General features: G+C 40.4%; 28 protein-coding genes and 2 riboswitches. Of the genes, 5 read left to right on the top strand and 23 right to left on the bottom strand.

Translation table 11 applies throughout. The features are described 5' to 3' along the window. Positions 1-115 precede the first annotated feature (115 nt). Positions 116-1,267 (top strand): aminotransferase A, encoded by a 1,152-nt coding sequence (locus ACCB35_RS08330; RefSeq protein ID WP_374056518.1) that lies wholly within the window; start codon positions 116-118, stop codon positions 1,265-1,267. Positions 1,268-1,312: 45 nt separating this feature from the next. Here the strand turns inward: ACCB35_RS08330 and ACCB35_RS08325 are convergent, their stop codons facing one another. Beyond that, a complete protein-coding gene (locus ACCB35_RS08325; RefSeq protein WP_172655616.1) occupies positions 1,313-1,489 on the bottom strand; it encodes a hypothetical protein in 177 nt (58 codons plus the stop codon). Between the two features lie 353 nt (positions 1,490-1,842). On the opposite strand from ACCB35_RS08325, the gene ACCB35_RS08320 reads away from it, so the two are divergent. Next, positions 1,843-2,514, top strand: a complete 672-nt coding sequence (locus ACCB35_RS08320) for a GNAT family N-acetyltransferase (RefSeq protein WP_374056517.1) — start codon at positions 1,843-1,845, stop codon at positions 2,512-2,514. Positions 2,515-2,684: 170 nt separating this feature from the next. Here ACCB35_RS08320 and ptsP read toward each other — a convergent pair whose 3' ends face one another. The 12 genes from ptsP to ACCB35_RS08260 all read right to left on the bottom strand — a co-directional run bounded on the left by ptsP (position 2,685) and on the right by ACCB35_RS08260 (position 12,566). Continuing rightward, positions 2,685-4,406, bottom strand: coding sequence for a phosphoenolpyruvate--protein phosphotransferase (gene ptsP, locus ACCB35_RS08315; protein WP_374056516.1), 1,722 nt, complete (start codon positions 4,404-4,406; stop codon positions 2,685-2,687). Further along, positions 4,406-4,672: a phosphocarrier protein HPr gene (locus ACCB35_RS08310; protein ID WP_044337587.1), complete on the bottom strand. Its 267-nt coding sequence runs from the start codon at positions 4,670-4,672 to the stop codon at positions 4,406-4,408. Before ACCB35_RS08310 ends, ptsP begins: the two co-directional genes overlap by 1 nt. 320 nt (positions 4,673-4,992) lie before the next feature. Further along, positions 4,993-5,256: a hypothetical protein gene (locus ACCB35_RS08305; RefSeq protein ID WP_052504427.1), complete on the bottom strand. Its 264-nt coding sequence runs from the start codon at positions 5,254-5,256 to the stop codon at positions 4,993-4,995. 79 nt (positions 5,257-5,335) lie between these two features. Continuing rightward, positions 5,336-6,124: an iron export ABC transporter permease subunit FetB gene (gene fetB / locus ACCB35_RS08300; RefSeq protein WP_044337589.1), complete on the bottom strand. Its 789-nt coding sequence runs from the start codon at positions 6,122-6,124 to the stop codon at positions 5,336-5,338. Between the two features lie 12 nt (positions 6,125-6,136). Further along, positions 6,137-6,751: an ATP-binding cassette domain-containing protein gene (locus ACCB35_RS08295; RefSeq protein WP_374056515.1), complete on the bottom strand. Its 615-nt coding sequence runs from the start codon at positions 6,749-6,751 to the stop codon at positions 6,137-6,139. A gap of 94 nt (positions 6,752-6,845) precedes the next feature. Next, positions 6,846-8,108, bottom strand: coding sequence for a hypothetical protein (locus ACCB35_RS08290; RefSeq protein ID WP_374056514.1), 1,263 nt, complete (start codon positions 8,106-8,108; stop codon positions 6,846-6,848). After that, positions 8,078-9,271 (bottom strand): DUF58 domain-containing protein, encoded by a 1,194-nt coding sequence (locus ACCB35_RS08285; protein ID WP_374056513.1) that lies wholly within the window; start codon positions 9,269-9,271, stop codon positions 8,078-8,080. Before ACCB35_RS08285 ends, ACCB35_RS08290 begins: the two co-directional genes overlap by 31 nt. After that, positions 9,268-10,209 (bottom strand): AAA family ATPase, encoded by a 942-nt coding sequence (locus tag ACCB35_RS08280; protein WP_374056512.1) that lies wholly within the window; start codon positions 10,207-10,209, stop codon positions 9,268-9,270. The genes ACCB35_RS08285 and ACCB35_RS08280 overlap by 4 nt, the downstream gene beginning before the upstream one ends. A 209-nt stretch (positions 10,210-10,418) precedes the next feature. Then, a complete protein-coding gene (locus tag ACCB35_RS08275; RefSeq protein ID WP_374056511.1) occupies positions 10,419-11,156 on the bottom strand; it encodes an SDR family NAD(P)-dependent oxidoreductase in 738 nt (245 codons plus the stop codon). A gap of 157 nt (positions 11,157-11,313) precedes the next feature. Next, entirely contained in the window at positions 11,314-11,493 is a 180-nt protein-coding gene (locus ACCB35_RS08270; RefSeq protein ID WP_374056510.1) for a Spo0E family sporulation regulatory protein-aspartic acid phosphatase, read from the bottom strand. A 107-nt stretch (positions 11,494-11,600) separates the two neighbouring features. After that, entirely contained in the window at positions 11,601-12,191 is a 591-nt protein-coding gene (locus ACCB35_RS08265; protein ID WP_374056509.1) for a cell wall hydrolase, read from the bottom strand. Positions 12,192-12,371: 180 nt separating this feature from the next. Beyond that, the gene (locus ACCB35_RS08260) at positions 12,372-12,566 is read right to left on the bottom strand and encodes a hypothetical protein (protein WP_374056508.1); all 195 of its coding nucleotides are present in this window, start codon (positions 12,564-12,566) and stop codon (positions 12,372-12,374) included. Between the two features lie 165 nt (positions 12,567-12,731). Here ACCB35_RS08260 and ACCB35_RS08255 point away from each other — a divergent pair, with 165 nt between their 5' ends. Next, positions 12,732-12,911 carry a DUF2187 family protein gene (locus ACCB35_RS08255; RefSeq protein ID WP_044337597.1) on the top strand — a complete coding sequence of 60 codons (180 nt, stop codon included), beginning with the start codon at positions 12,732-12,734 and terminating at the stop codon, positions 12,909-12,911. A gap of 131 nt (positions 12,912-13,042) precedes the next feature. Continuing rightward, positions 13,043-14,428: a DUF2254 domain-containing protein gene (locus ACCB35_RS08250; RefSeq protein ID WP_374056507.1), complete on the top strand. Its 1,386-nt coding sequence runs from the start codon at positions 13,043-13,045 to the stop codon at positions 14,426-14,428. A 48-nt stretch (positions 14,429-14,476) separates the two neighbouring features. Here ACCB35_RS08250 and ACCB35_RS08245 read toward each other — a convergent pair whose 3' ends face one another. From ACCB35_RS08245 to ACCB35_RS08200, 10 genes are all read right to left on the bottom strand, one after another. Further along, a complete protein-coding gene (locus tag ACCB35_RS08245) occupies positions 14,477-14,596 on the bottom strand; it encodes a DUF6254 family protein (RefSeq protein ID WP_220154054.1) in 120 nt (39 codons plus the stop codon). 75 nt (positions 14,597-14,671) lie between these two features. Further along, the gene (locus ACCB35_RS08240; RefSeq protein ID WP_044337600.1) at positions 14,672-15,703 is read right to left on the bottom strand and encodes a GerAB/ArcD/ProY family transporter; all 1,032 of its coding nucleotides are present in this window, start codon (positions 15,701-15,703) and stop codon (positions 14,672-14,674) included. A 140-nt stretch (positions 15,704-15,843) separates the two neighbouring features. After that, positions 15,844-17,538, bottom strand: coding sequence for a M3 family oligoendopeptidase (locus ACCB35_RS08235; protein ID WP_374056506.1), 1,695 nt, complete (start codon positions 17,536-17,538; stop codon positions 15,844-15,846). A gap of 163 nt (positions 17,539-17,701) precedes the next feature. Continuing rightward, positions 17,702-18,160 carry a MarR family winged helix-turn-helix transcriptional regulator gene (locus ACCB35_RS08230; protein WP_374056505.1) on the bottom strand — a complete coding sequence of 153 codons (459 nt, stop codon included), beginning with the start codon at positions 18,158-18,160 and terminating at the stop codon, positions 17,702-17,704. Positions 18,161-18,394: 234 nt separating this feature from the next. After that, on the bottom strand, positions 18,395-18,640 hold the full coding sequence (locus ACCB35_RS08225) for an aspartyl-phosphate phosphatase Spo0E family protein (protein ID WP_374056504.1): 246 nt from the start codon (positions 18,638-18,640) through the stop codon (positions 18,395-18,397). A gap of 214 nt (positions 18,641-18,854) precedes the next feature. Then, complete coding sequence (locus tag ACCB35_RS08220; protein ID WP_374056503.1) at positions 18,855-19,367, bottom strand: acireductone dioxygenase; 513 nt, start codon at positions 19,365-19,367, stop codon at positions 18,855-18,857. After that, positions 19,364-20,011, bottom strand: a complete 648-nt coding sequence (locus ACCB35_RS08215) for a methylthioribulose 1-phosphate dehydratase (RefSeq protein WP_374056502.1) — start codon at positions 20,009-20,011, stop codon at positions 19,364-19,366. The genes ACCB35_RS08220 and ACCB35_RS08215 overlap by 4 nt, the downstream gene beginning before the upstream one ends. Next, entirely contained in the window at positions 20,008-20,670 is a 663-nt protein-coding gene (locus ACCB35_RS08210; RefSeq protein WP_374056501.1) for a 2-hydroxy-3-keto-5-methylthiopentenyl-1-phosphate phosphatase, read from the bottom strand. Before ACCB35_RS08210 ends, ACCB35_RS08215 begins: the two co-directional genes overlap by 4 nt. Before the next feature lie 7 nt (positions 20,671-20,677). Further along, positions 20,678-21,883, bottom strand: a complete 1,206-nt coding sequence (locus tag ACCB35_RS08205; protein WP_374056500.1) for a 2,3-diketo-5-methylthiopentyl-1-phosphate enolase — start codon at positions 21,881-21,883, stop codon at positions 20,678-20,680. A 105-nt stretch (positions 21,884-21,988) separates the two neighbouring features. After that, positions 21,989-22,090: riboswitch (SAM riboswitch) on the bottom strand. Between the two features lie 49 nt (positions 22,091-22,139). Further along, entirely contained in the window at positions 22,140-23,324 is a 1,185-nt protein-coding gene (locus ACCB35_RS08200) for a pyridoxal phosphate-dependent aminotransferase (RefSeq protein WP_374056499.1), read from the bottom strand. Between the two features lie 121 nt (positions 23,325-23,445). Between ACCB35_RS08200 and ACCB35_RS08195 the strand changes: the two genes are divergently transcribed. Continuing rightward, on the top strand, positions 23,446-24,228 hold the full coding sequence (locus ACCB35_RS08195; protein WP_374056498.1) for a carbon-nitrogen family hydrolase: 783 nt from the start codon (positions 23,446-23,448) through the stop codon (positions 24,226-24,228). Between the two features lie 101 nt (positions 24,229-24,329). Further along, positions 24,330-24,486, top strand: a riboswitch (SAM riboswitch). Positions 24,487-24,545 lie beyond the last annotated feature (59 nt).

The raw sequence follows: 24,545 nt of genomic DNA, 5'->3' as shown, positions 1-24,545 counted from the left end.
ACACTTATTTATTTTTTATCCTTTCCCTTTTTCTTCACCATTCAAACAAAATCACTACGTAAAAGCTGAGATTAATGATAAAATATGAATCAAATTATTAAAGTAGGTGTACGTATTGGAACAGTATATAAACCCTAGGGTCAAGGACATCCAGATTTCAGGGATACGAAAGTTTTTTAATATGGTGGCAGACATAGACGACATAATCTCTTTGACAATCGGTCAGCCGGATTTCCCTACCCCACTTCATATTAAAGATGCGGGTAAGGCTGCCATTGAGGATGACTTCACTTCGTATACACATAATGCAGGATTTCTAGAGTTACGAGAAGCAGCGGCTTCATATGTGAAAGAAAAATATAATGTACATTATAACCCTGTAAATGAGGTGATAGTCACAAACGGCGCTTCTCAGGGGATCGATGTGATCCTTCGGACAATCCTATGCGAAGGAGATGACTGCCTTTTGCCGGGACCGGTGTACCCAGGCTATGAGCCAATCATTAAACTTTGTGGTGCTAATCCCGTACAGATTGATATCACACAAAATGATTTTAAATTGGATGCCGCTCTCATTGAGGCTAGCTTAACTCCTTCAACCAAATGTGTTATATTGCCTTATCCTTCCAATCCTACTGGGGTAAGCCTATCAAAAGCAGAATTGAAAAAGATTGCCGATTTGCTTAAAGATAGAAATATCTTTGTGTTGGCCGATGAGATTTACAGTGAACTGACCTTCGATGATTCCCATCATTCAATTGCAGAATATTTAAGAGAACAAACCATCGTCGTCAATGGTTTATCTAAATCACATAGCATGACCGGTTGGAGAATCGGGCTGGTATTCGCTCCAGAATCGATTTCTAAGCATCTTCTAAAGGTTCACCAGTACAATGTATCCTGTGCTTCTTCCATCTCCCAGAAAGCTGCCTATGAAGCTCTTACAGTCGGAAAAGATGATGCGGCAGATATGAAGAAAGAATATAAAAAACGAAGGGACTATGTTTACAACCGATTAATTGGGATGGGATTTGAAGGAATCGTCAAACCTGACGGAGCCTTCTACTTTTTCGTCAGGATACCAGAGCGGATTCTTTTGAATTCATTTGATTTCTCGTTGGCCCTTGCCCAAGAAAAGAAGGTGGCTGTCGTTCCTGGAGATGCTTTTTCCCAGTTCGGCGAAGGATACTTCCGCCTATCCTATGCCTGCTCCATGGACCAGCTGACAGAAGGTCTTGACCGTATCCAATCCTTCATCCAAACCTGACGAGAGGGACGGACCTTGCATAGCAAGGTCCGTCCCTCTTCATGTTTACCCTTTATATTCACCGTTATTTTTAGATGCTTTTTCTTTTTTGGCTTTGTCTTTGTGTATTTTGTTTGTTGCCGCACTTCCGATTTCGTGGGCAAATTCCGCATTGATCTTAGAAGAATCGAATCCTTTTTTGTTCTTCTGCTGTGGATCATTCTTTTTTGTACGTTTCGCCATTAGTTTTACACCCCTTTTATTGATCATGCTTATCCTTAAATGGATCAGCATAGGATTATTATTCGCTTTCTTCTTTTTCACTATACGAATCAACTGCCCGGATAAAAGAGCAAAAAAAGAACCAACCCTTTTAACTGGGTTGGTTCAAAAAAAAGGAAAAGGGGGTGTTAGTGAGAAATTAATCTCCAATTTCATGCTTAATTATAGAATACCCGCTTTCCAGAATGATAAACCGCCCTTCAAAAAAAAATTCAAATTTTTTTCAAGAGAAAAGTTATTTCAGTAAAACACTTTAAAAAAGCGCTTTCATAACGTATAATGAACAAGTAAATTCTGAGAAATGAGGTTCTGACATGTATGTGAAAGAACAGTACGTTTTCAGAAACAGCCAGATTCATAAAGCCGTTATAAGAAATTACCACAAAGAGGATTTCAGAGATTTGATATCCGTTCAAAAAAGAGCTTTTCCACCTCCTTTCCCGTCGGAATTATGGTGGAATCAAGATCAGCTCGAACATCACTTGACTCATTTCCCTCTTGGGGCTTTGTGTGTAGAAGTAGACGGTAAATTAGCGGGAAGCATGACCAGCTTGATCGTCGAATTTGATCCGTTAGAGCCGCATCATACGTGGGAAAATATAACTGATAATGGATATATCCGGACGCACAATGAAAATGGAAATACGTTGTATGTGGTAGATTTATGTATCGACCCGGCCTATCGGGGATTTAAGCTTGGAAAAGTACTTATGAATGCAATGTTTGAGATCGTGGTGCATTTACAATTGGATCGATTGCTTGGAGGCGGTCGGATTCCTACCTATCATAAAGTGGCCAAAAATGTTCCGATTGAGGAATATATAGAGAAATTAATAAGTGGAGAATACAAGGACCCCGTCATAACGTTCCTTCTTCAAACAGGACGCACCCCATTAAAAGCGGTTAAAGGGTACCTGGAGGATGAAGAATCATGTGACTATGGTGTTTTAATGGAATGGAGAAATCCCTTTAAAAGTTCAAGGTAATAGCATGTTTCGCAAATTGATGTACCCCCATGAAAAAGAAAAAAGGGATTGAAAGAACAACAAGTTCCTTCAATCCACAAGAAAGGGGGAAATGAGAATGAAAAGGCCCAAAGGGTGTGCCTTATTCTTCACAGATATAATACCCCCATTTCCACCATCTAAACCTAAAATTATTCCATTGATGTCGCTTTTTTCACTGCAGAAATAACAGCATCATTGGTATCTAATTGTAGTGCTTGTTCTGCCAGTTCTTTCATTTCCGAACGGTTCAATTGACGGATTTGAGAACGTGCGCGCAAGATCGATGTAGCACTCATAGAGAACTCATCCAAACCTAATCCAAGTAAGATCGGTACAGCAATCTCATCTCCAGCCATTTCACCACACATACCTGCCCATTTGCCTTCTTTGTGAGCCGCATCAATCACCATTTTGACAAGGCGTAAAATGGCGGGGTTATACGGTTGATATAAGTAGGAAACCCGCTCGTTCATGCGGTCGGCAGCCATAGTATACTGAATCAGATCATTGGTTCCGATAGAGAAGAAATCAACTTCCTTGGCAAACACATCCGCCATTACGGCTGTTGATGGAATTTCGACCATGATTCCCACTTCAATGTGATCAGCTACGTTTGTCCCATTCTCAAGAAGAGCTTTTTTCTCTTCTTCAAGGATGGATTTCGCTTCTCTGAACTCTTGAAGATTTGAAATCATCGGGAACATGATTTTCAGGTTTCCGAATGGGCTTGCCTTCAATAACGCTCTAAGCTGAGTACGGAAGATATCCTGTTCGTCCAGACAAAGTCGGATTGCGCGATACCCAAGGAATGGATTCATTTCTTTTGGCAGATTTAAGTAAGGAAGCTCTTTATCTCCACCGATGTCAAGGGTACGAACCACTACAGGTTTCCCTTCCATGCCTTCTAATACAGCCTTATACGCTTCGTATTGCTCGTCTTCAGACGGTAATTCGTCACGACCCATGTATAGGAATTCTGTACGATACAGACCTACACCTTCTCCGCCGTGATTGATAACCCCTTCCAGATCCTTAGGTGTCCCAATGTTAGCAGCAAGTTCGACATGCTCACCATCCTTGGACACAGTTGGTTCATTCACAAGCTTCGCCCATTCAGCTTTTTGTTCTTCATAACGGGCATGTTCTTTCTTATACTCTTCGATGACTTCCGGAGTCGGATTAATATGTACTTCTCCATTTAATCCGTCAACGATGATCATATCACCATTTTCAACAGATGAAGTAATGGATTTGGTACCCACTACAGCCGGGATCTCCATTGAACGGGCCATAATGGCCGAGTGAGATGTTCTTCCACCGATATCTGTTGTAAAACCTTTTACAAATTCACGGTTTAATTGTGCCGTATCAGAAGGAGTCAGGTCCTCTGCGATTACAATAACCTCTTCTGTTACCATGCTAGGGTTCGCAATTTGCACTCCCAACAGGTGTGATAGGACACGTTTCGTCACGTCACGGATATCCGCGGCACGTTCTTTCATGTATTCATTATCCATTGATTCAAACATGGATACAAACATATCCGCTGTTTCTTTAAGTGCGAATTCAGCGTTTACATTTTCTGATTTGACTTTGTCTTCAATTGGTGTAAGTAGTTCCGGGTCGCTTAAGACAAGAAGATGCGCTTCAAAGATTTGAGCTTTATCTTCCCCTAAATCAACTCTCGCTTTATCACGGATCGCTTCAAGCTCAGACTTGGATGTCGCAATGGCTTCCTGGAAGCGTGATACTTCCTTTTCAGCATTGTCTACGCTTTTCTTTTCAAAGCTTAGGTCAGGTTCAACTAAGCGATACGCTTTCGCTATGGCAATGCCATTTGATGCCGCAATTCCTTTTAAGAGACTAGACATTACTCAGCTAAACCTTCTTTATTCAGTGTTTCCTGTAAGCTGTTTAATGCTTCTTCTTCGTCGCTACCTTCAGTAATGATTGTGATATCTGCACCTTTACCTACACCTAAAGACATAACACCCATGATTGATTTTAAGTTGACTTTCTTTTCTTTGTATTCTAGATGTACATCGCTGTCGAATTTGCTTGCCGTTTGAACTAGTAGAGTTGCCGGACGAGCATGAATTCCTGTTTCAGCTGTAACTGTAAATGTTTTTTGTGCCATGTGAATCGACTCCTTAATTTATCTTGTTTTTGGTTGCTTCATAAAAGTAATGGATTATGAAGAAAACGTCAACTATTTATAGTGATTAATCCATTCTTCCTATAAAGCTGTTCAATAAAAAAGAATAGCATGCAATGAGGATATACACAATTGTAAAGCTTGATTTTTTTAGTATTTCATAAATTTGCCACTGTTATGAACCTATTTATGTAAAAATCATGAATGTTTTTTATACAAAATAAAAAACTGACTCATACTAAAGACTCCATTCCGAATAGGAGGTGGAGTCTTTAGTATGAGTCAGTTTTGTCATTGCAATACTATTCTTTTTCTATGATTTGTGATTTGGCTTTCATGATATTGTAGCCGATTTTTGCTTTTATGACCGTGCCTTTCAGTGTCATTTCATGATCCTCAGACGTGTTTGTATATACGTTCACTAAGTCACATATGCATCGAGAGAATAATTCTGAGAGCTGTTTTAATTCTTGCACCCCATGTTTAACATCCTCTTTCATGAGTTCTTCCATGACATCAATGGCTAAACTTTTCACTCTTAGAGCCTGCTCTGTTTGGTAATTCAATAGAACCCTCCCCTTTCCTACCATTCTTTCACATCATATGCATGAAAAACTAGATTAGAACGGGTGAGCTATAGGGTATCTATACATTCAATTGGGCATCTTTCGTAAACAATTGCTTATATCCCAATAAAATAAAGATGATGACTGTTAAGGCTACACTCCCCACAATGCCTAAAAGTATGGCGATCTGATACTCGATGGCCACTAATGGACTTATCCCGGAAAGGATCTGCCCTGTCATCATCCCGGGCAAAAAGATGATTCCCATCCCTAACATATTATTTAGAGTGGGAAGAATTGCTGAATCAAAGGCATTGTCTACATAGGTCTTGGAAGCTGCTTTAGGGGTTGCCCCAAGCATGAGGGCACCTTCTACCTTTTCTCTTTGATCCTTTAATCCCCCTAATAGAGTATTGATCCCCAATGTGATGCCCGTCATGGAATTACCGACGATCATTCCCGCAATGGGTATGAAATATCTCGGTTCGTACCAAGGGGAGAAATGGATGACCACCATATTAAAGTAGAATAAGCTAATCAGTGTTCCGATAAGTAAAGATAAAGCGGCAATCCCTTTCAGTAACTTATCCATCTCATATTTAACTTGCTTAAAAATATTCCTGATGGCGAAGGCTTCCATGATCAAAATGATACTTAATGTAAGCCACGGACTTGGATTGTCAAAAATATAGGTCAGTATGTATCCTGCAACGATCAGCTGGAGGGTCATCCTAAAAGATGCAAGGATAATCTGCTTCTCTCTTGAAATCCCCCGCCACTTCACAATAAGTAACAATAGAAGAACAAAGACATATGCAGCTAGAAATCTCCACAGCTCTATATCAATAATTCCATTTTCCACTAACATTCTCTCCTTCACTTATTTTGAAAGGGTTATCGTCTCTTCACCATACTGCTCGGCAACATTCATCGAATGAGTCACCATGATAATGGTCCCCTCATGCCCTTTCGTACACTCAATAAAGCTTTTCATTACTTCGATCTCGGTTTCTTCATCCAGGGCCGAGGTTGGCTCGTCCAATAAATAGACATTTGGCTTCATCAATAGAACCCTTCCAAGGGACAGGCGTTGTCTTTCCCCTCCGGATAACCGTTCAGCAAGCACATCCAAAGGTTTATCGAGCTTTACAATTTCCAGGGTTTTCATGAGCTCCTCACGACTGGCAAGGGGCTTCTCTGAAAACATAAGACCCTTCTGCAAATTCTCTTCTACCGTTTCCCCGAATAATAAGGGGGTTTGTGAAATCATCACTACTTCTCTTCGAAGTTTTACAGGGTCAATCTCTTGTAAGGGAGTCTCATTATAATAAACCTTTCCTGCATCTGGTGTATTCATTTTATTCAATAACTTCAGAAGGGTGGACTTTCCCGCACCGCTTTCACCGATAAGGCAGGTTGTTATGTTTGAGGATATCTCCATGTGATCGATGTCTATTATATCTTTAAATATTATTTTTTCTAATTTGAATAGCACTATCTTCACCTCTCATATAATCACATTTATCATACCCTAAAGAATCATGAAATAAAAAAGCTGATGCTCGGAAGGAGAACCCCGGGCATCAGCTTCATTCATGTCGCGTATTCAAGTATTGGATGTGTTGCTGAATTTGTCTAGTAAAAAAATCAACTTCATCCTGCTCCGGAACTCCACGCCCATATCTGACACGTTCGTAAATAAAGTAAAATCGGGCATTTCCCTCCAACTCAATTCTAGTGAACCAAGCTTGGACGTTTTCATTCGGAAGTCTTCCGGCTTCATTCCTATATGCCTCTTCTTCTAACCTTTCCATCGATTTCCTTATTATATCCCTTGCTTTAGAATAGGAGACTTCCTCTTTTTCATGATGGACACGAATCTCATCACTTCCCCTGGTCATCATGAGAGGTGTTGTACCCTCACTCGTGGATAATTCTAAGGAAGTTTTTCTTTTCTTGAACAAATAAATGATAGCAAAGCAAATCAACAGGGCCAGCAATGCCTCATCTACCCATGAAAAAGAAAGTCCGTCACCAAACGCAGGCAACCGGGATTCATCATGATTCTGTTGTGCGAGCTTATTGCCTCCTCCCTTTTCCTGGTTACTTTCAAAAAACTTCATGATCAAATCCCTTAGTTTAATCAATCCATTAAAGATCGGGTCAACGAAAAAAGAGAATAGCCAAAATGCCTTTTCAAGCAGCCAATATATTCCTTTGCTGATCACTGAACTAACAGCTGCCAGTATCCCACCGCTTACAAACACCATGAGAAGGAGGGCAAAAGGCTTGTATATACTCTTCTTTGCTCCTTTACTTTCACTGGCCAACATCCTTTGAAACGAGGTGAAGGTACCAATGAACGCGAATAATAGAAACAGCAGACTGTAAACCAGATATGTGTTTTCCAACTGTCTTATGGATCCCGTGAATAAAGAAACAGCAGAGATAAAAAGAAAAACCAATACGCTGCCACTGCTTACTTCAATGAATGGGTCCTTGATCTGTAGATAAGAACTGATTCTCCAATGCAGAAAGATCGTAGCAGGAAGCAAAACCCACCAGGACGCGGAGAAAAATAAGATTCCAGATCCAATCCCCAAGACAAACACTGCATATAATATAAGATGATGAAAGCCCTCCATTTTGAGGGATATGGCCGTGTAAGTCATTACCAGCACCAGCAATATCGAAAAAGCCGGCACGTATTGATTCAATACGACGTCCCCTGGAAATAAAAACGTAATGAGCAAAAGTACAAACAGAAGATCAATCCCTGTATACAGCCCCATTTTGATAAAAAGCATATGTTTATATTTCGTTATGAAGGAATTTTCAACGATCGATTCCATAATGTGACGACTCCTTCTTTTTCTTCTAAGCTCAGCTTAAAGATATGTGGATGGCCTTTCTTGATAGTTAGCAATAACTCCTCTTCACTTGACCCAAGTGAACCGGCAACAATAAAAACGGAAGGTACCAGTCTCTGCAGATACAAATGTTTCAGGACGAAGTGGAATGGCATGGTGAATTCATCGGTCGATAAGGTAGCTAATAGCTCCAGTCCTCTCTGCCGGTGCTTCCTTCCTGTCCCTGGAGGAAGATAATAGTAAGGCGTAACTCCCGGTGTTCTCACATTTAAGACCAGTGAGAAAGAAATGTTTTGTTCCACGGCAAGTTGCATTAGGTAAGCTGTATGCTTGATAATCCCCTCCAGCTTGCTTGTAATGGCATAACGGTCAGAGATATTGATGGCGATCATCCACTCTTTTTGAGTAGCAGGCGCGAAGATTTTCGTTTGCAGCTCGCCTGTTCGAGCAGAAGCCTTCCAATGCACGTCCTGAAATCGATCTCCCTGTACATAACCCCTTGTTCCTACGGGATGAAACAAGTCATGGAACAAAGAATGGGGGGTAGATACGTCCCCTTGCCTTAAAGTAAGCTGATGTTCCGCCATCCTGACAGGGGATGAAGAGGGGAACACCATAACGGTGGCTGGGACCGAATCGAGTAGACTCAGGATAACCTTACCACTTCCGAAAAGATGAGGGATTTCAAGGTGGATATTAGTAATACGGCATAAACCTCTTCTCTTACCTCTGACCGGCAACGAAATTTGCCCCTCTTCATTTTTTCGAATGGAGAATGGGATGGATACCTCGATCTCGTTTGCAATGTCGGATGAATATGGATGCTTTGTAGGCTCCACAATATCTTTAAATGTCATCTTCAATGTAGCTCCCCAAATAGGAAGTCCCTTGTTTTCAAGCTTAAACAACCAAATATCTTCTTCATCACAATGAAGCTTTAACCTTCGTTGAGATCTTTCAATCATGACTCCCTCTCCGATTTTCAGCAGATACCATCGATGAACGCGATAATAGAGGATGATTAACAGGAAAATCCCCAATCCAACATAAGATTGTACATAGAAACTTACTGCCCCGACAATAACAAGGAGCACCAGACTCATGGATATATACGGGTCCTCGACTACTTCGCGCTTCCAGTTCACTGCGCCTGCCTCGCTTCCACAGGAAGCATTGCCATTTCTATGATTTGTCCAATGACTTCTTCCGGTGTTCTTGTCAAGGATGCTTCTATCGTTAACTGAACTCTATGTTGAAGGACATACGGTGCAACCTCAACAACATCCTGGGGTCTTACATAATCTCTCCCTTCGATAAATGCCTGGGCCTGTGAGGCTTTTAATAGGGCTAAACTGGCCCGTGGACTAGCTCCTATCTCAACCCAATCATGCTCTCTCGTTCCTCTGGTAATTTGCAGAATATAAGATTCAACGTCCTCGGATATGTGGACATCTTTTACAATACTTGATAGAGATTGAATTGCGCTTAAACTCATCACTTTTTGAACGGTATTTAGTGGCTGCTCGGATTTAAAACGTTTAAGAATGCTTCTTTCTTCATCAAAGCTGGGGTATGCAAATGGAATTTTCAATAAAAAACGATCCAGTTGTGCAGCTGGGAGTGGGAACGTTCCTTGCTGGGATTCAATTGGATTTTGGGTGGCTACCACAATAAAAGGTGGTTGTAATGCCACTGTTTCTCCATCAATGGTGATTTGCTTCTCTTCCATCACTTCAAGTAAGCTTGCCTGGGTTCTCGGAGTGGCACGATTGATTTCATCTGCCAGCAACACATTCGTGACAACTGGCCCCGTTCTTAATTCAAATTCTTGAGACTTAGGATTAAAAAACTGAATGCCCGTGACATCACTCGGCAATACGTCGGGTGTGAATTGTATTCGCTTAAAATCTCCTTCAATACAATGTGAAAAAGTCTTAGCCAATAATGTTTTACCGGTACCTGGTACGCTCTCGAGCAAGACGTGGCCTTCCTGAAGTAAGGCAATCAATAGAAGCTCGATTTCTTTCTCCCTTCCAATCAGGACTTTGCTCATTTCTTTTTTTATGTCTTGTATAGTTGACATCTTTGCTCCCCCTTTATGTTGACAACAGTAAATATTCAGCTAATATTCTAAAAATAGATCCTTTCTCATCATACCATATTTCGTTGTTAAAATATCCCTTTTGGGGGACAGTAAAAAGCCGGTCACCATCCCTGTCTTGGATTCGTAACCGGTAGTTCTTCAGTATTCATTTAAATATCAAAAATACCTAAGCCATCACCCGAAAAGTGTTAATGCTCATAGATCATCTTCCTTGTCATTCCACCATCCACCACTAGGTTTTCTCCTGTTATGAAATCATTATCCGGATGAGCAAGAAATAAGCATGCCCTTGCTATGTCTTCAGGTTTCCCCACCCTGCCGGATGGATGCTGGTCATGATCCTTGTCCCGTAATGAATCATACTCTTCGGTTTGAATCCAGCCTGGACTTATTGAGTTCACCCGGATCCCTACCTCACTCAATGTAATGGCCATTGAATGAGTCAAACTCACAATGCCCCCTTTAGTTGCAGAGTAGGCTTCCGTATCCGGTTCAGACATTGAAGCCCTGGTAGAGGCCATATTAATGATGCAACCACCTCGGTTCTTCATTAAAGCTGCCCCTTCTCTACTGCAATAGAAGACACTACTTAAGTTTGACGAAAGAATGCTGTCCCAGTCCTCGGGATCCATCTCCCAGAAGGACATGAACTTCGAAACACCTGCATTGTTAATTAGTACGTCCACCACGCCATGGTCTTCTTTCATCTTTGAAAAAACATCTTTTACCTGTTGATAGACTCCTACATTGACTTCATGAAACCGTGTTGAATATCCTTCAGAGTTGAGCTTCAGGGATAATTCCTCCCCTTTATCCCCATCCATGTCCATAAATTCAACGACTGCGCCCTGCTTCGCAAATTCTTCAACCAGCGTTTTACCGATTCCATTCGCCCCACCTGTTATGCAGACAATTTTATCTTTCACTCTTGTCCTCTCCCTTTGTCTTCAATTATTTTCATATTCACCTATTCATTCTTCCTAAAAAGGATACCCTTTTCAACTGGCCCTCAACCTTCTCTCGACATATAGAAAAGGATTAACCTGTGGAAATGACGTGACATTCCAAGGTTAATCCTTTTATTTATTGTACTATCTTATTTTTTGTTCTTTTATTTATATCATTACGCTGATGAATATTGATTAAGGCATCCAACTCTTTACTGAGTTGAATGGTGACTGGACTGCTCAGCCCAAAACGAATACCTGATTGTATCATCTTCCATCGTACCGTTTCAATTCGAGCCACTATGGTCCCATTCATCAACATCACCTCTTCTTCTTTACTCTATTTTACTATTAATTCCACGTAGAGAAAAGAAAAAAGTATCCGAACGCTATTTTTGTTATTGAAAAAATCCTGCGTAATGATTATTTTGCGAAGCGGTGTTTTCCAATGGTTAACAATGTTTCTCTACTGGTAATCCAATCGCTTGTGGATGTTACAGGATTATAGAAGAAGAGAGAACCTTGTCCTTGACCTCTGAAAGCCAATGCCTCTTGAACCGCATCTCTCGCTTCCTGGGAAGGCGCTTGGTTGATTTCACCGTTTTGAACAGGTGAAAAGGCATAATGACCATTTGCTACCTGGTAGATTACTTCTTTAATAGAGTCTGGGAATTCAGTGGAATCCACCCGGTTTAAAACAACCGTTGCGACAGCCACTTTACCTGCATATGATTCTCCTTTAGCTTCTGCATGAACCAGTTTTGCCAGTAACTCACGATCTTCAACTGTTACTTCATTTTCTGGTACAATTAACGTTTGACCTGGATGAATTTCATTCGATTTCAAATCGTTCTCTTTTTTTAGTTGAAGGACAGATACAGATTGCTCCTTACCTATATCCCAAAGAGACTCACCATTTTCTACAGTGTGTACTCCTTCAGCTGCAATAGTTTGAGTAGAGAATGAAACAATTGAAAGTGCCGCAATCCCTACTAGTAAGCTTTTCTTAATCATCTTTCTACCTCCTCATTAGCGCTCACCACTAAGATAACAACGAATAAACAGAAATTCATCAGGTAATGGTTACCACCCTTCGTTGTTTGTAGACTGTCCATTCATTCTAAACACCCAGAGTGTTTCATATATTGGATATGAAACAAAAAAAAAAACGGAGGATCCTATCCCCCGCTTACTTCAACTTCTTGGTGTATCTAAATAGTGATAAAGAATATTTCCGCCATGCTGAGCCACCCCACGGAACTGTTTAAAATCCTCTTGTTTAACGAGTACAGATCGAAAAGTAAGAAAGTCTTCTTTCATCACCCTTATTTCTTCAATTTCTCTTGTACGCAATAGTTGTAATTGTTCAAGAATTTCTGTTTCACTCATATCCAAACCTCCATCCTGAATGTCTCTATTGTAGGTATAAAAGGATGAAAAGCTCAAGAATAATTTTTTTGATGAAATTTTTAGAAAACTCTTTACCTTTTATTGAGTTTACGTCAAAATATTAGTAATTGTTTGTAGAATTTTGGCAAAAAGGAGCGACTTCTCATGAAAAAGGCAGAAATCGGAAATGTGATTGAATTTAGAGAAGGATTAAAAGGAATTGTAGAAAAAGTAAATGAAAACTCGGTTATCGTTGATCTGACGTATATGAAGAATTATCGAGACCTTGAACTGGAAGAAAAAACAGTTGTTAATCATAAAAACTATAAAATAGTTGAAGCATAGTACAAATTTCTAAAAGGTGGAGAACGCTACTCCACCTTTTTATATTGAGATTCATAAGAAGAGAAAAGGTTTACAGAAACAGCTTTGAGGATATTCTTATAGCATACTGTTTCGTAAGGTGGAGCCCCGTCATGAACTTAAATATACATATTGTTAACAAAGCAAGAAAAAGCTTTTGGTTTGTACCATTTTTATTTTCACTCATCTCATTAGCGCTTTCCCTACTCACCTTTTATTTTGATTGGTGGTTAAGTCAGCATGATTATCCTTTGTTCCCTAAAGTTTTGTTCTCGAATTTCGATTTATCCATGACCATCATCAGTACGATTGCATCATCGATCATGACCATGACGACGATTACCTTTTCAACGATTATGGTCGTGTTAACCACTTTTTTATCACAATATTCACCGAGGACCCTTCAAAATTTCATTAATGACCGCCCTACTCAGCGGGTTCTTGCCATTTTTGTGTCAGGTGTGGTGTATTGCATCACATTATTGGTTCTCCTACAAGATGAAACCGGACAAAAATTATATATTTCATCTGCATTTGCCGGCATAGTGGCGATTATCTGTTTATTTGTTTTCGTCTACTTTGTGCATCACGTTTCCAATTGGGTGAAGGTAAGTAATTTAATACATAACATAACAATCAAAACCAATAAAAAAATTGATAATAGTTATTTATATAGAAAAAATGCCGTTAATGACGAACCACCAACCTTTAATGAATCCCTGTTTGATGATACCGAACCCCTATATGTGTATAGTGAGCAATCGGGGTATTTACAGCAGATAAATATAGAAGGGATGATCAGTAAAGCTGCTAAAGATAAAGCGATCATCCGGATGGTGAAAACACCGGGTGAATACTTACTTGAAGGTACTCCTGTCATGACTGCATGGACTACTAATAAAGACATCGATGTAGAGGATTACTTGGGGTACCTCGTGCTTGGACCAGATAAAGAACCCATTGAAGACATTGAGCTCGGTATTAGGAAACTGGTCGAAATAGCCTTGAGGGCCATCTCTCCGGCTATCAATGATCCGAATACGGCAAAAAATTGTATAGAAGAAATCGGGATCATTCTATCAAAGCTTGCTAAACACAAGCTTCCAAGCTCTTATTTATCGGATGAAAAAAACAATGTGCGAATCATATTGGAACAGCCTACCTTCTCTGATTACTTATACAGAAGCTTTTACCAGTTAAGGCATTACGGGAAGCAGGACATATCCATTATTTCAGAAATTCTGCGTTCATTGAGAATGATAGGGGAAAACAATAGCGAAGAGACGAAGCGCATGGTGTGGACGTTTAAAGATTATATATTGGAAGGGATCGATTATGAAAGCCTCCAAAACCTCGACATGCAATACATCATGAGACATTTGGATGAACTTGCGACAGCTTGCAGACAAAGGAATTGGGATAAGGATGAAGTACGGAATAAGTATTTCCCTGAACAATATAAAACAAGTGACGCTTATGATCATGGGAATGAAGAGTAACTTACCCAACGGACGAAAAAACGGATGCTAGAAGCATCCGTTTTTTTATTATTCTTTTCCTTTTTTCCCTTCTGAAAGCTCTTTGAAGGAAGATACTTTACCATGGGGATGCTGTTCCTGTTTCCTTACATTCCACTGTCTTTCTTTTTCGTGTTTTGATTGTGTCATATTCGCCACTCCTTTTTCATTAGTCTCTATTAACATGAGCAGCAGACTCGCTTTTTACTCTCTTCCAACATTTATTTATTTATTTGGTTTCATCCAGAGAAGAATAATAAATAGTAAGCTCATGTATCCAAAGAGTGGATATAAATAAGACAATAGTTCGCTGTATTCAAAAAAGCTTAAAGAATAAATCACGAGGAAGATACCGGCAAAGGTCAATAAAGAGGTGCCTTTCCAGTAATTCGATAATTGTTTCTCCAGGCCGAATACTCCCCCAATGACGGAGGTGAATATTTCACCATAAATGATGATAATATAAATGAAATAAAAGCCGGCTACAAAGGATTTCATAACCATAGCCATTGGAATTTGGTATTGTGTCACATTCGGGATCATGACCAAAGTAATATGGCTGGAGATTAGAATCAGTGTAAGGAAAAAACCGCCAAGATAACCTCCATACTTAATGGTTTCCCGATCTTTTACTTCACCGGCAACAGGAACGAGAACAGCCTGTGCCATGGCAAGGTTAAAAGCTACGTATGAAAAAGGGGCTACAACCGATTTCCACCCATCCTCAGCATGAGGGATCATAAGAAATGCGTCTAAAAATCCAGCGTCCCGAACAGAATGAATCATTAAGAAAAGATTAAAGACGATCATAAGAGGAACAACGAATGTATTTACAGCAAAAAGTCCTTTGATCCCCACCATCATCGTGATAAATCCCAATCCAATCGTCAGCAAAATACCTAATTGCTTAGGTAGCAAAAGCTGCTCCTGAAAAACAGCACCCGCTCCTGAAAGCATGACCGCGGATACCCCGATTAGCATAATCATCATGACGATATTCATAAACTTAGAGAACCATTTCCCAAATAGATACTCATTAAATTCTTCAAAGGACTTTGCTTTAATATCATGGGACTTCAGCATGATCTTCGTCCCCATTGTGATAAATAAGTACCCGCTTAATAAAATCGCAATAAACCCGATAAAGCCAAACCGGGTGAAAAACTCTACAATTTCCCTTCCTGTTGCAAACCCTGCTCCTATTACGGTACCAACATAAACAGCAGCTATTTGAAACGAACCAGCTAACTTTTTCATCCTATCACCTCTGACAACCTTCTACTTCACCTTATGTACAAGCAGAGAAAATCAGAAGCAAAAGAACATAATTCTTCCGGAATTATAGAAGGCCCCAAGAAAGAGGGCAGCCGTAAAAAAATTCGGCTGCCCTCTTTACTTTATAATGATTGATCATCAATCCCATTTAACCATTGTCTTATCGGTTCAATGACTTTCTCAACTGTCCCCTCCCGGAATGGAGACTCGAGTTTGGCTGCTTCTACAAGCCCAGTGAATGAAAGGCTCCCCCCCAATTTACAAAGGGCAACATAATCACTCCACGCTTCTTCACGATTCAGATTCATCTTTTTCCAGAATTGGAATGCGCAAATTTGAGCCAATGTGTAATCAATATAATAGAAAGGAGAATTATAAATATGGGATTGGCGCTGCCAGAACCCTCCATTTTCCAGGTACGAAACATGGTCATAGTCCCTATGGGGAAGATATTCCTTCTCTATTCTTCTCCAGGCAGCATTCCGTTCAGCGGGAGAAACTTCAGGGTTCTCGTACACAAAATGCTGGAACTCATCAACTGCCACACCGTAAGGAAGGAATTGCAGCGCTTCACTTAGATGTGTAAATCGATACTTATCTGTATCCTCTTTGAAGAAATAATCCATCCAGGGCCATGTGAAGAATTCCATACTCATTGAATGAATTTCACACGCTTCATATGTTGGCCAGATATATTCAGGGATATCAAACCCTCTGCTTGAGTAAACCTGGAATGCATGACCTGCTTCATGGGTCAATACATCAATATCTCCTGAGGTCCCATTGAAATTCGAGAAAATGTAAGGAGACTCATGGTTTGCAATATACGTGCAGTAACCGCCTCCAGCTTTTCCCTTCTTCGCTTCTAAATCCATAAGATCATGTTCGATCATGAAATCAAAGAATTCCTTTGTTTCAGGAGACAATTCCTCGTACATCTTTTTGCCATTATTAATAATCCATTGAGGACTACCTTTGGGAACCGCGTTTCCAGAAGTAAACTTGAATCCTTCATCAAAAAACTTCATGGAATCAATCCCGATACGTTTACCTTGTCTGTCTTTAAGTTCTGTAGCAAGAGGAACGATATGCCTTTTCACTTGTTCACGGAAAACCTTGACCATGTCAGGAGTGTAATCCGTTCTCGTCATGCGATGGTAACCTAGTTCAACAAAGTTCTTATACCCTAATGTAGTTGCAATGAGGTGACGCAGCTTGACTAACTCATCAAACAAACGATCCAATTCTTCTTGATTTTCTTCAAAGAAAGCAACAGTCGCTTGTGCGGCCTCTTTTCTTGTTTCACGGTTCACAGATTGTGCGAACGGGCCCATCTGAGCTAACGTTCTTTCTTCTCTCTCAAATGGAATCTTTGCTGACGCCATTAGCTTTGTATATTGGGAAGATAACTTATTTTCCTGTTGCAGAAGGGTGACGATCTCAGGAGAAAATGTCTTCATTTCACTCTCTGCCAAAGCGAATAGCTGCTTTCCCCACCTCTCTTCTAATTCTTCACGATAAGGGGAATTTACAAGTTCCCGATAATATTCCGTTACCATCCCGTGGACCTCTGGCATCATATCATCAATATAATCTTGTTCTTCTTTGTAAAACTCATCATTGGTATCAATAGAATGCCGAATATAGCATATATTTTGCATTGTATCGATGTTGAGACGTATTTCGTTGAGTTTCTTCATCGCATCCATTTGTTCTTGTACACTGGACGCAGCCTTGAATTTACCGAGCAACTGTTGAAACACAGGTTTAATCTCTCCTAAATTCGGCCTTTCATATGTAAATTGCTCAAACTTCATAATGTTGCCTCCTCATAAAATATTCCCGATTATAGTTATTCGACTTATAATATAGAATCTCCTTTTATCACAAGGATTGAATTCAAGACACAGCTATCAGAATAAAGAGATTTTAAGACAAAATAAAACCCCGTCTAGTGATAGACGGGGTACAGGAATTGGTTTAATACGACAAGTCTTTAATCGATAAGCCTAGTTTCTTCAACATTTCAATCGTTTCTTTCTTCTCAACAGGGGATAGAGCTGACATCAGTTCATGAATTCGATTTTCGTGATTAGGAAAAATCTCATCAATTAACTGTCTGCCGTTCTCAGTTATTTGAGCATAAGTAACTCGACGGTCCTTTGGACAAGCATTACGCTTAAGATAGCCCTTTTGTTCAAGCTTATCCACTACATACGTAATACTGCCGGATGCTAATAGGATCTTTCCGCCAATTTGCTGCAGGGGCTGATCTCCTTTATGATAAAGAAGCTCTAGAACAGCAAATTCGGTAGGGTTTAAACCGTTTTCCTGAATGTTTTTGTTTATCTCTTCATTTAAGGCTTTGAAAGCTCTTGAAAGGACAATGAAAAGCTTTAATGATTGTTTTGTATCTTGAGTTTCATTCATGGCATTCATTCCTTTAAAAATTTAAATATCTCAGTTTCAAAATATTATACAAATAAACCCTGTTATTGTCAAACAAATCGCCCGCTAGTTAAAAAAGAGAAGGACGGTACGCCTGTAGCGTACCGTCCTTCTCTTTTTTGAAATTACGACAAATTAGATTGATTGTCCAGGTTTAAATGTGGAAATTATTGGAGATCGTTCTCTCTTTATACCTTGAATGGTGAGGAAATTCTTGTTGAATCGTCACGAAGCAGTTCGTTTTAATAAGGTCTTAATGTAATGCCCAAATTCACTTGATGATTCCTGGAAGGTAAATGATACAACTTTATTTGTGCATTTTTCATAGTCGTTCAATAGCTGATCCAATTGCTGGCTGCATCGAACGGTTTCAGCTGCACATAAACCTAAACTCTCTCCCAGGGAAATCATTTCTGAACGTTTCTGATTGATTTTCATTAATAACCATTTCTTTTTTAATAGGCGACCCATTTCTTGTAAACTCCTTTTTTAGCTCCTAGTCTTTATTCATTTAAATCGGTACTTGAGAATTATCGCAAGTATTATCAGAAAAGTAAATAGATTCGCAAAACAAGACAAAATAACTAGTAATGTTGCTAATTTAGACATCTTTCGCCAAAAATTCCTTTCCACTAAAATAAGAGGATAGACAATAGATTCTATTCTTTGTCTATCCTCCAGCCTATTAATAAATTGGTACCCAGCCTTCCTGAGTGACGAAAATACGTACAGCCACTACCTTCTTATCTTCACTTAATGTAAAATAATGGCGAATGTTTTCAGGGACTGAAATCAAGTCCCCCGGGTTTAGGTGTACTTCAAAGAAATCACCATCACTACCTTGTATGACAAACACACCATGGCCGTTTACGATAAAGCGGACTTCATCATCCGTGTGATGGTGCTCCTGTTGGAAATTTTTTAGTAGTTCTTCAAGATTTGGGGTACTCTCCGAAAGGGAGATTACATCCCAGGCTTGATACCCTCTTCTCTCTGAAATATCTTCAATCTCCTCTTTGAAAGTAGACAGGATGTCCGCTTTATCTTCTTCCGTTAAAGCGTACCGATCCCTTAGTGATTCGCTCAGTTTTTCAATATTCCAATGCTCATAGATGACTCCTTGTTCATTTAAATACTTCACTACCTCTTCCTGATGATCAATGACTTGATTTTTCCCCTGAATTTTAATGGTTGTCATAAGCTGACTCCTCCTTTAAGAATGGATTCCTTGGTTGATAAAGATAATAGAGTGAGTTGGTATTGGAACATAAACTCACAAGCTTCCAATAGTTTCTTAGCCTCAAAACCGTTACGCCCCCATACCGTAATCCCGTGATTTCGAATGAGTACGGCACCTTTGTCTCCTTTAATGAATGGTTGAAAGGCATCTGCCAAGGTTGGGATATGGGCATGATTATGAATGATCGGAATGGATAGGGAATCATGTTCCCCCCATTTATCCCAAGCTTTAATCAGTTCCTGGTTTCTAAACGTGACGACACCTTCATCCCCATACAGTTCACTGATCACATTATTTGCAACGGTATGGACATGTAAGCTGCATCCCGCTGAACTCCGTGTAAAAACATGACTGTGCAGCAGTGTTTCTGCCGATGGTCGTAATTGAGTTTCCTCCATGGCCTCACCATGAGCATTGACGAGGAGGAAATCTTCTTTTGTGTGCTTTCGTTTATCCTTTCCACTTGCCGTAACAAGGAAAGTGGCAGGGGATGAACTCACTCGTATCGCGAGGTTCCCGCTGGTGCCCATGAACCAATCTCTGTCTGCTAATTCCCTTTTAATATCGGCGAGCTCATCCCACTCCGGTTGATAGGATTTCATAATGTCACTCCTTTTTTAATTGCATCCATGCAATCATGAAACGTTTCAAAGGGAAGATAGGGGATTCCCTTTTCTTCACACATGCGCGCGAGATAGTCTCTGGCAAGCACAGTATCACCAAGCTTTGCCATCTCGATATCTGTGACAGAATCCCCGATCACAATGACCTCTGTATCTTCTTTTAAAGACAATGTTCTCAGGATGGAAGGCTTGCAGCATCCACAACCTTTACTGTCACAATGATCGTCACATGGATGCGGCCAATGAATTGTTACGGTAGAATCATCGAAGTTTGCTTCATTACAAAAAACTCCGTTAAAGGGCCCGTATTCATTCAGTAAAGGGTGAACAAAGAAGTCTATTCCTCCGCTGACGATATACAATGGAATCTCGTTGTCTTTCGTATATTCCACAAATTCCTTAAAACCTTCACGTATGACAGCTGTATCCAATAAATACTGAATCATTTCGTCTTTCTGTGATGAAGGAATAAGCGAAAACAGCTTGCTTACACCTTCTTTAATGGACATCGACTGACTTAAAATGTCCTCCTTGATACCTTCCCATTTTGGAGGAGCAAAGGATTTCATCAACGAGATGATATTATCCGTTTCTGTAATCGTTCCATCGAAATCACAAAAAATGATTGGATGACCCACTACACCTTTACCTCCTCTCCCATAGGGATAGTGCTTTACGAAGTTCACCATGGTTTTCTGCTGCCTCATTGAGAGACGTTCCTTTTAAAACTGCATCGATTGCTTGAACGAATGCTTTCCCTCCACCACTTGCACCGTCAGGGTGACCATGAATGCCTCCCCCCGCATTGATGACACAGTCTATACCGAAATCCTTCACCAAAAGCGGGACAAGAGCGGGATGAATGCCGGCAGATGGTACTGGCAATGCTCTTTTCAAATGGGCATCTTCCTTCGTTAACTCATGGCTCACGGCTAGAACTTTTTTCTTTTCTAATGCAACACTTCCGTATGGTGATGGAAATAATGAGAAATCAGCCCCGACCATTCGTAAAAATTTCCCTAACCATAAAGAATAGCTCACACCATGAACAGGAGATGCCGCAGTAGCCCCGGCAAAAGCAGGATGGGCCATGATCGGCAACGCGATATCATCGTCCTCTCTCAATTCCTGAAGAACATCGAGACCATAAGAAAACACATTGAATAATAGAGCATCTGCCCCGAGCTCCCTTGCTTTTCTTGCTTTATCCCGTAATTGTGATGTTCTGCCTGTCAGGTTCACTGCATACAAGGTTTTCTTCCCTGTTTCCTCAAACACATCGTTCAGCACCTCCTCTCCTAATCTGACTCTCTCAGAAAAGGGTGTCAGCGGATTATCGAATAAAATTTCATCGTCTTTTACTACATCGATTCCTCCGAGAGCCTGGGCTCTTAACTGATTTTCAAGGAAAGTGAGATCCCTGCCGATTACACCTTTAAAGATGCTCATTAACAGTGGTCTATCATGTACATCTGTTAACTCCCTGATCCCTTCAATTCCAAATCTCGGACCAGGATATATTTCTTTTAAATCTTTCGAAAACTCTAAATCTATCAATTTCACCTCTCCATCAAGGGAAAGCTTACCGAACACCGTTGTTAGGATGGCTGGAATATCATTTGAATAATTATGACGGGGATATCCAATCTTCACTTCACCCCGTGGGCCATCATCGCCTTCCCACTCCTTCACGGAAACGACTCTACCCTTGTACTTTCTCAATTGTTCCTGTTCCAGTAGCGGCAAGTCCGTCCATGAACCGACCGTTAGACCCAAGGCAATTCCCTCTGCCTTTTTCTCGTATGAACCGCTCTTTCCCTTTAGTTGATAGGTTGCTATCACTTCACTCATTGTTGAATTACCTCCTTATGAAAAAGCTACTAAGCCGCATGTTGGTTTCATAGCGGCAAACAAAAAACCTCTTCCAGATAAGAAGAGGTTTGCATTCGTCACTCTTTCTTATCTGTCAGCAATATAGCTGCAAGAATTAGCACCGTGCTTAATAAGTCGGTTGCCGGGCTTCATCGGGCTGGTCCCTCCGCCTGCTCTTGATAAGAATTTCATTATTAATTATTCAGTTGGATTATTGCACCAATTTTGGCTTATGTCAATCCCTTTTGTGGAATAATTCTAAACTTTCAATACGTGAAATCGCTTCTTTTATCCGTTCGTTTGTGGTTAAAAGTCCTACACGTACATACCCTTCACCGAATTCTCCAAAGCCTACCCCCGGAGCAACAGCGACTTTGATTTTTTCAAGTAAATAGTTTGAGAACTCTACAGATGTAAATCCTTCAGGTACCTTTAACCAGGCGAAGAAGGAACCTTGTGGAGCCTTTACATCCCACCCTATTCCCTGAAGCCCGGAGATTAATAGTTTTCTTCTTTCTTCATATGTTGAAACCAATGCATTCACGCATTCCTGCGAGCTTAAGAGGGCTGTGGTAGCCGCTTCTTGAATGGCACCGAACAAGCTCACATAAAGGTGATCTTGAAGGACGTTGATCGCTTCTATGACACTTTTATTCCCAACTGCAAACCCGACTCTCCAGCCAGCCATATTATATGTTTTCGATAGAGTATAGATTTCAATACCGACATCCTTAGCTCCTTCTGTTTCCAAGAAGCTAATAGGTTTCTGTCCATCAAATCCAATCGCTCCATAGGCAAAGTCATGCACAACACAAATATCATGCTGATCGGCAAGTTCCACTGTTTCTTCAAAGAATGATTTTGTGGCGATCGCACCAGTTGGATTATTGGGGTAGTTAAGAAACATTAGCTTTGCATTATATAACTTTTCACCGGACAGTTCTTGATAATCAGGTAGAAATCCATTTTCCTCACGGAGAGGCATTTTAATCATGCGGGCTTCTGCTAATGCAACCCCGGATAAATAATCAGGATAACCGGGATCAGGCACTAATACACCATCACCAGGGTTCAATAAACATTGAGGAATTTCAACTAATCCTGCCTTTCCTCCAAACAGCACAGCTACCTCTGTTTCCGGATCCAAACCTACACTGTATTCACGGAGGTAGAAAGCGGCAATCGCCTCTTTAAATGACGATAACCCACGAAATGGGGGATATTTATGATTGGAAGGTGTAGCAGCTGCTTCTGTCAGTTTTTCCACAATATGAGGAGGAGTCGGCTGATCCGGATTTCCCTGCCCTAAATTAATGACATCATGTCCCTCTTTCACAACAGCATTCACTTTCCCTGCAAGGGATGCGAAAAATTGTTCAGGTAATAAATCTAAACGTTTTGCCTTACTATAAGTCTTCATACACTCACCCACTACATTTTTTTGAAAATTTATTACTTTCAAATTCTAGTCACAAATGATATAACGGAAAATAAAGAATGTAAAGCAATAAATTCCAAAAGGCCACAATGAGGTGAAAGAAATGATTCAAAAGATAGGTATCGCACAAATGGATATTGTGTTCGGAAATCCTTTAGAAAACAAGAAAAGAGTCGAGAAATGGGTTAAAAAAGCAAGTGAAGACGGCTGTGATACAGTTGTACTGCCTGAGCTTTGGACGACTGGATATGATCTTACAAGAATGGATGACATCGCTGATAACGGAGCAAATGATTCATCTTCTTTCCTGACCGCCCTGTCCAAAAGAAATTCCATTCAGATTGTAGGTGGTTCTGTAGCAAACAAAACACAGAATGGTGTAAGCAATACACTTTTAGTAGTTGATTCCAATGGCCGGTTGGTGAAACAGTATTCAAAGCTTCACCTTTTCAAGCTAATGGATGAACATCATTATTTACTTCCCGGACAAGAGGATGGCATGTTTACCCTTCAAGAAACAGAAATGGCAGGATTGATTTGTTACGACATCCGCTTTCCGGAATGGTTCAGAAAACATGTACTAATGGGAGCCAAGGTCGTTTTTGTCGTAGCACAGTGGCCAGCAGCACGGATTGATCACTGGCAGACCCTCTTAAGGGCACGGGCGATTGAAAATCAGTGCTACGTCATCGCCTGCAACCGTGTAGGCAGTGACCCGAACAATGAATTTGGCGGTTGTTCCCTCATCATTGATCCATGGGGAGAGATTCTTTCAAAGGGATCTCAAACGGAAGAATTGGTTTCAGCTGAAATCGATTTACATGAAGTAGAAAGAGTCAGAAAGCAGATTCCGATATTCCAGGACCGAAGACCGGATTTTTATTAGAAAGGTTATTTTCCAAAAAAACGTTGACATGGAAAATACTTAAATGGTACCATTCAATTCAAATGAAACATTCTGAAAGTTTAATTAAATAGCGTACGCAACTCTTATCAAGAGCTGGCTGAGGGATTTGGCCCTATGAAGCCCAGCAACCGACCATAATACCGCATTAAAGCGGGGCGCAGTATGCGCCGGATTGACTAATCCAGTAAGGCACGGTGCTAATTCCAACAGAAAGATATTCTTTCTGAGAGATAAGAGGCGACGAAGATGATTCTTCAAGCCTCTTTCGAACATGGAAAGAGGCTTTTCTTATGCCA

Origin of the sequence: Rossellomorea sp. FM04394 (genome assembly GCF_041889765.1) — a bacterium.
Taxonomy (GTDB): domain Bacteria; phylum Bacillota; class Bacilli; order Bacillales; family Bacillaceae_B; genus Rossellomorea; species Rossellomorea aquimaris_B.
This window is presented reverse-complemented; position numbering and strand designations above follow the sequence as displayed.

Coding starts and splice junctions, on each gene's coding strand:
- ACCB35_RS08245 (WP_220154054.1), bottom strand. CDS start 14,596: ATGACACAATCAAAACACGAAAAAGAAAGACAGTGGAATGTAAGGAAA.
- ACCB35_RS08225 (WP_374056504.1), bottom strand. CDS start 18,640: ATGGGTCGCCTATTAAAAAAGAAATGGTTATTAATGAAAATCAATCAG.
- ACCB35_RS08320 (WP_374056517.1), top strand. CDS start 1,843: ATGTATGTGAAAGAACAGTACGTTTTCAGAAACAGCCAGATTCATAAA.
- ACCB35_RS08260 (WP_374056508.1), bottom strand. CDS start 12,566: ATGAGTGAAACAGAAATTCTTGAACAATTACAACTATTGCGTACAAGA.
- ACCB35_RS08230 (WP_374056505.1), bottom strand. CDS start 18,160: ATGAATGCCATGAATGAAACTCAAGATACAAAACAATCATTAAAGCTT.
- ACCB35_RS08265 (WP_374056509.1), bottom strand. CDS start 12,191: ATGATTAAGAAAAGCTTACTAGTAGGGATTGCGGCACTTTCAATTGTT.
- ACCB35_RS08205 (WP_374056500.1), bottom strand. CDS start 21,883: ATGAGTGAAGTGATAGCAACCTATCAACTAAAGGGAAAGAGCGGTTCA.
- ACCB35_RS08220 (WP_374056503.1), bottom strand. CDS start 19,367: ATGACAACCATTAAAATTCAGGGGAAAAATCAAGTCATTGATCATCAG.
- ACCB35_RS08200 (WP_374056499.1), bottom strand. CDS start 23,324: ATGAAGACTTATAGTAAGGCAAAACGTTTAGATTTATTACCTGAACAA.
- ACCB35_RS08290 (WP_374056514.1), bottom strand. CDS start 8,108: ATGGAATCGATCGTTGAAAATTCCTTCATAACGAAATATAAACATATG.
- ptsP (WP_374056516.1), bottom strand. CDS start 4,406: ATGTCTAGTCTCTTAAAAGGAATTGCGGCATCAAATGGCATTGCCATA.
- ACCB35_RS08255 (WP_044337597.1), top strand. CDS start 12,732: ATGAAAAAGGCAGAAATCGGAAATGTGATTGAATTTAGAGAAGGATTA.
- ACCB35_RS08240 (WP_044337600.1), bottom strand. CDS start 15,703: ATGAAAAAGTTAGCTGGTTCGTTTCAAATAGCTGCTGTTTATGTTGGT.
- ACCB35_RS08280 (WP_374056512.1), bottom strand. CDS start 10,209: ATGTCAACTATACAAGACATAAAAAAAGAAATGAGCAAAGTCCTGATT.
- ACCB35_RS08270 (WP_374056510.1), bottom strand. CDS start 11,493: ATGAATGGGACCATAGTGGCTCGAATTGAAACGGTACGATGGAAGATG.
- ACCB35_RS08325 (WP_172655616.1), bottom strand. CDS start 1,489: ATGGCGAAACGTACAAAAAAGAATGATCCACAGCAGAAGAACAAAAAA.
- ACCB35_RS08215 (WP_374056502.1), bottom strand. CDS start 20,011: ATGAAATCCTATCAACCGGAGTGGGATGAGCTCGCCGATATTAAAAGG.
- ACCB35_RS08235 (WP_374056506.1), bottom strand. CDS start 17,538: ATGAAGTTTGAGCAATTTACATATGAAAGGCCGAATTTAGGAGAGATT.
- ACCB35_RS08195 (WP_374056498.1), top strand. CDS start 23,446: ATGATTCAAAAGATAGGTATCGCACAAATGGATATTGTGTTCGGAAAT.
- ACCB35_RS08250 (WP_374056507.1), top strand. CDS start 13,043: ATGAACTTAAATATACATATTGTTAACAAAGCAAGAAAAAGCTTTTGG.
- ACCB35_RS08310 (WP_044337587.1), bottom strand. CDS start 4,672: ATGGCACAAAAAACATTTACAGTTACAGCTGAAACAGGAATTCATGCT.
- fetB (WP_044337589.1), bottom strand. CDS start 6,124: ATGTTAGTGGAAAATGGAATTATTGATATAGAGCTGTGGAGATTTCTA.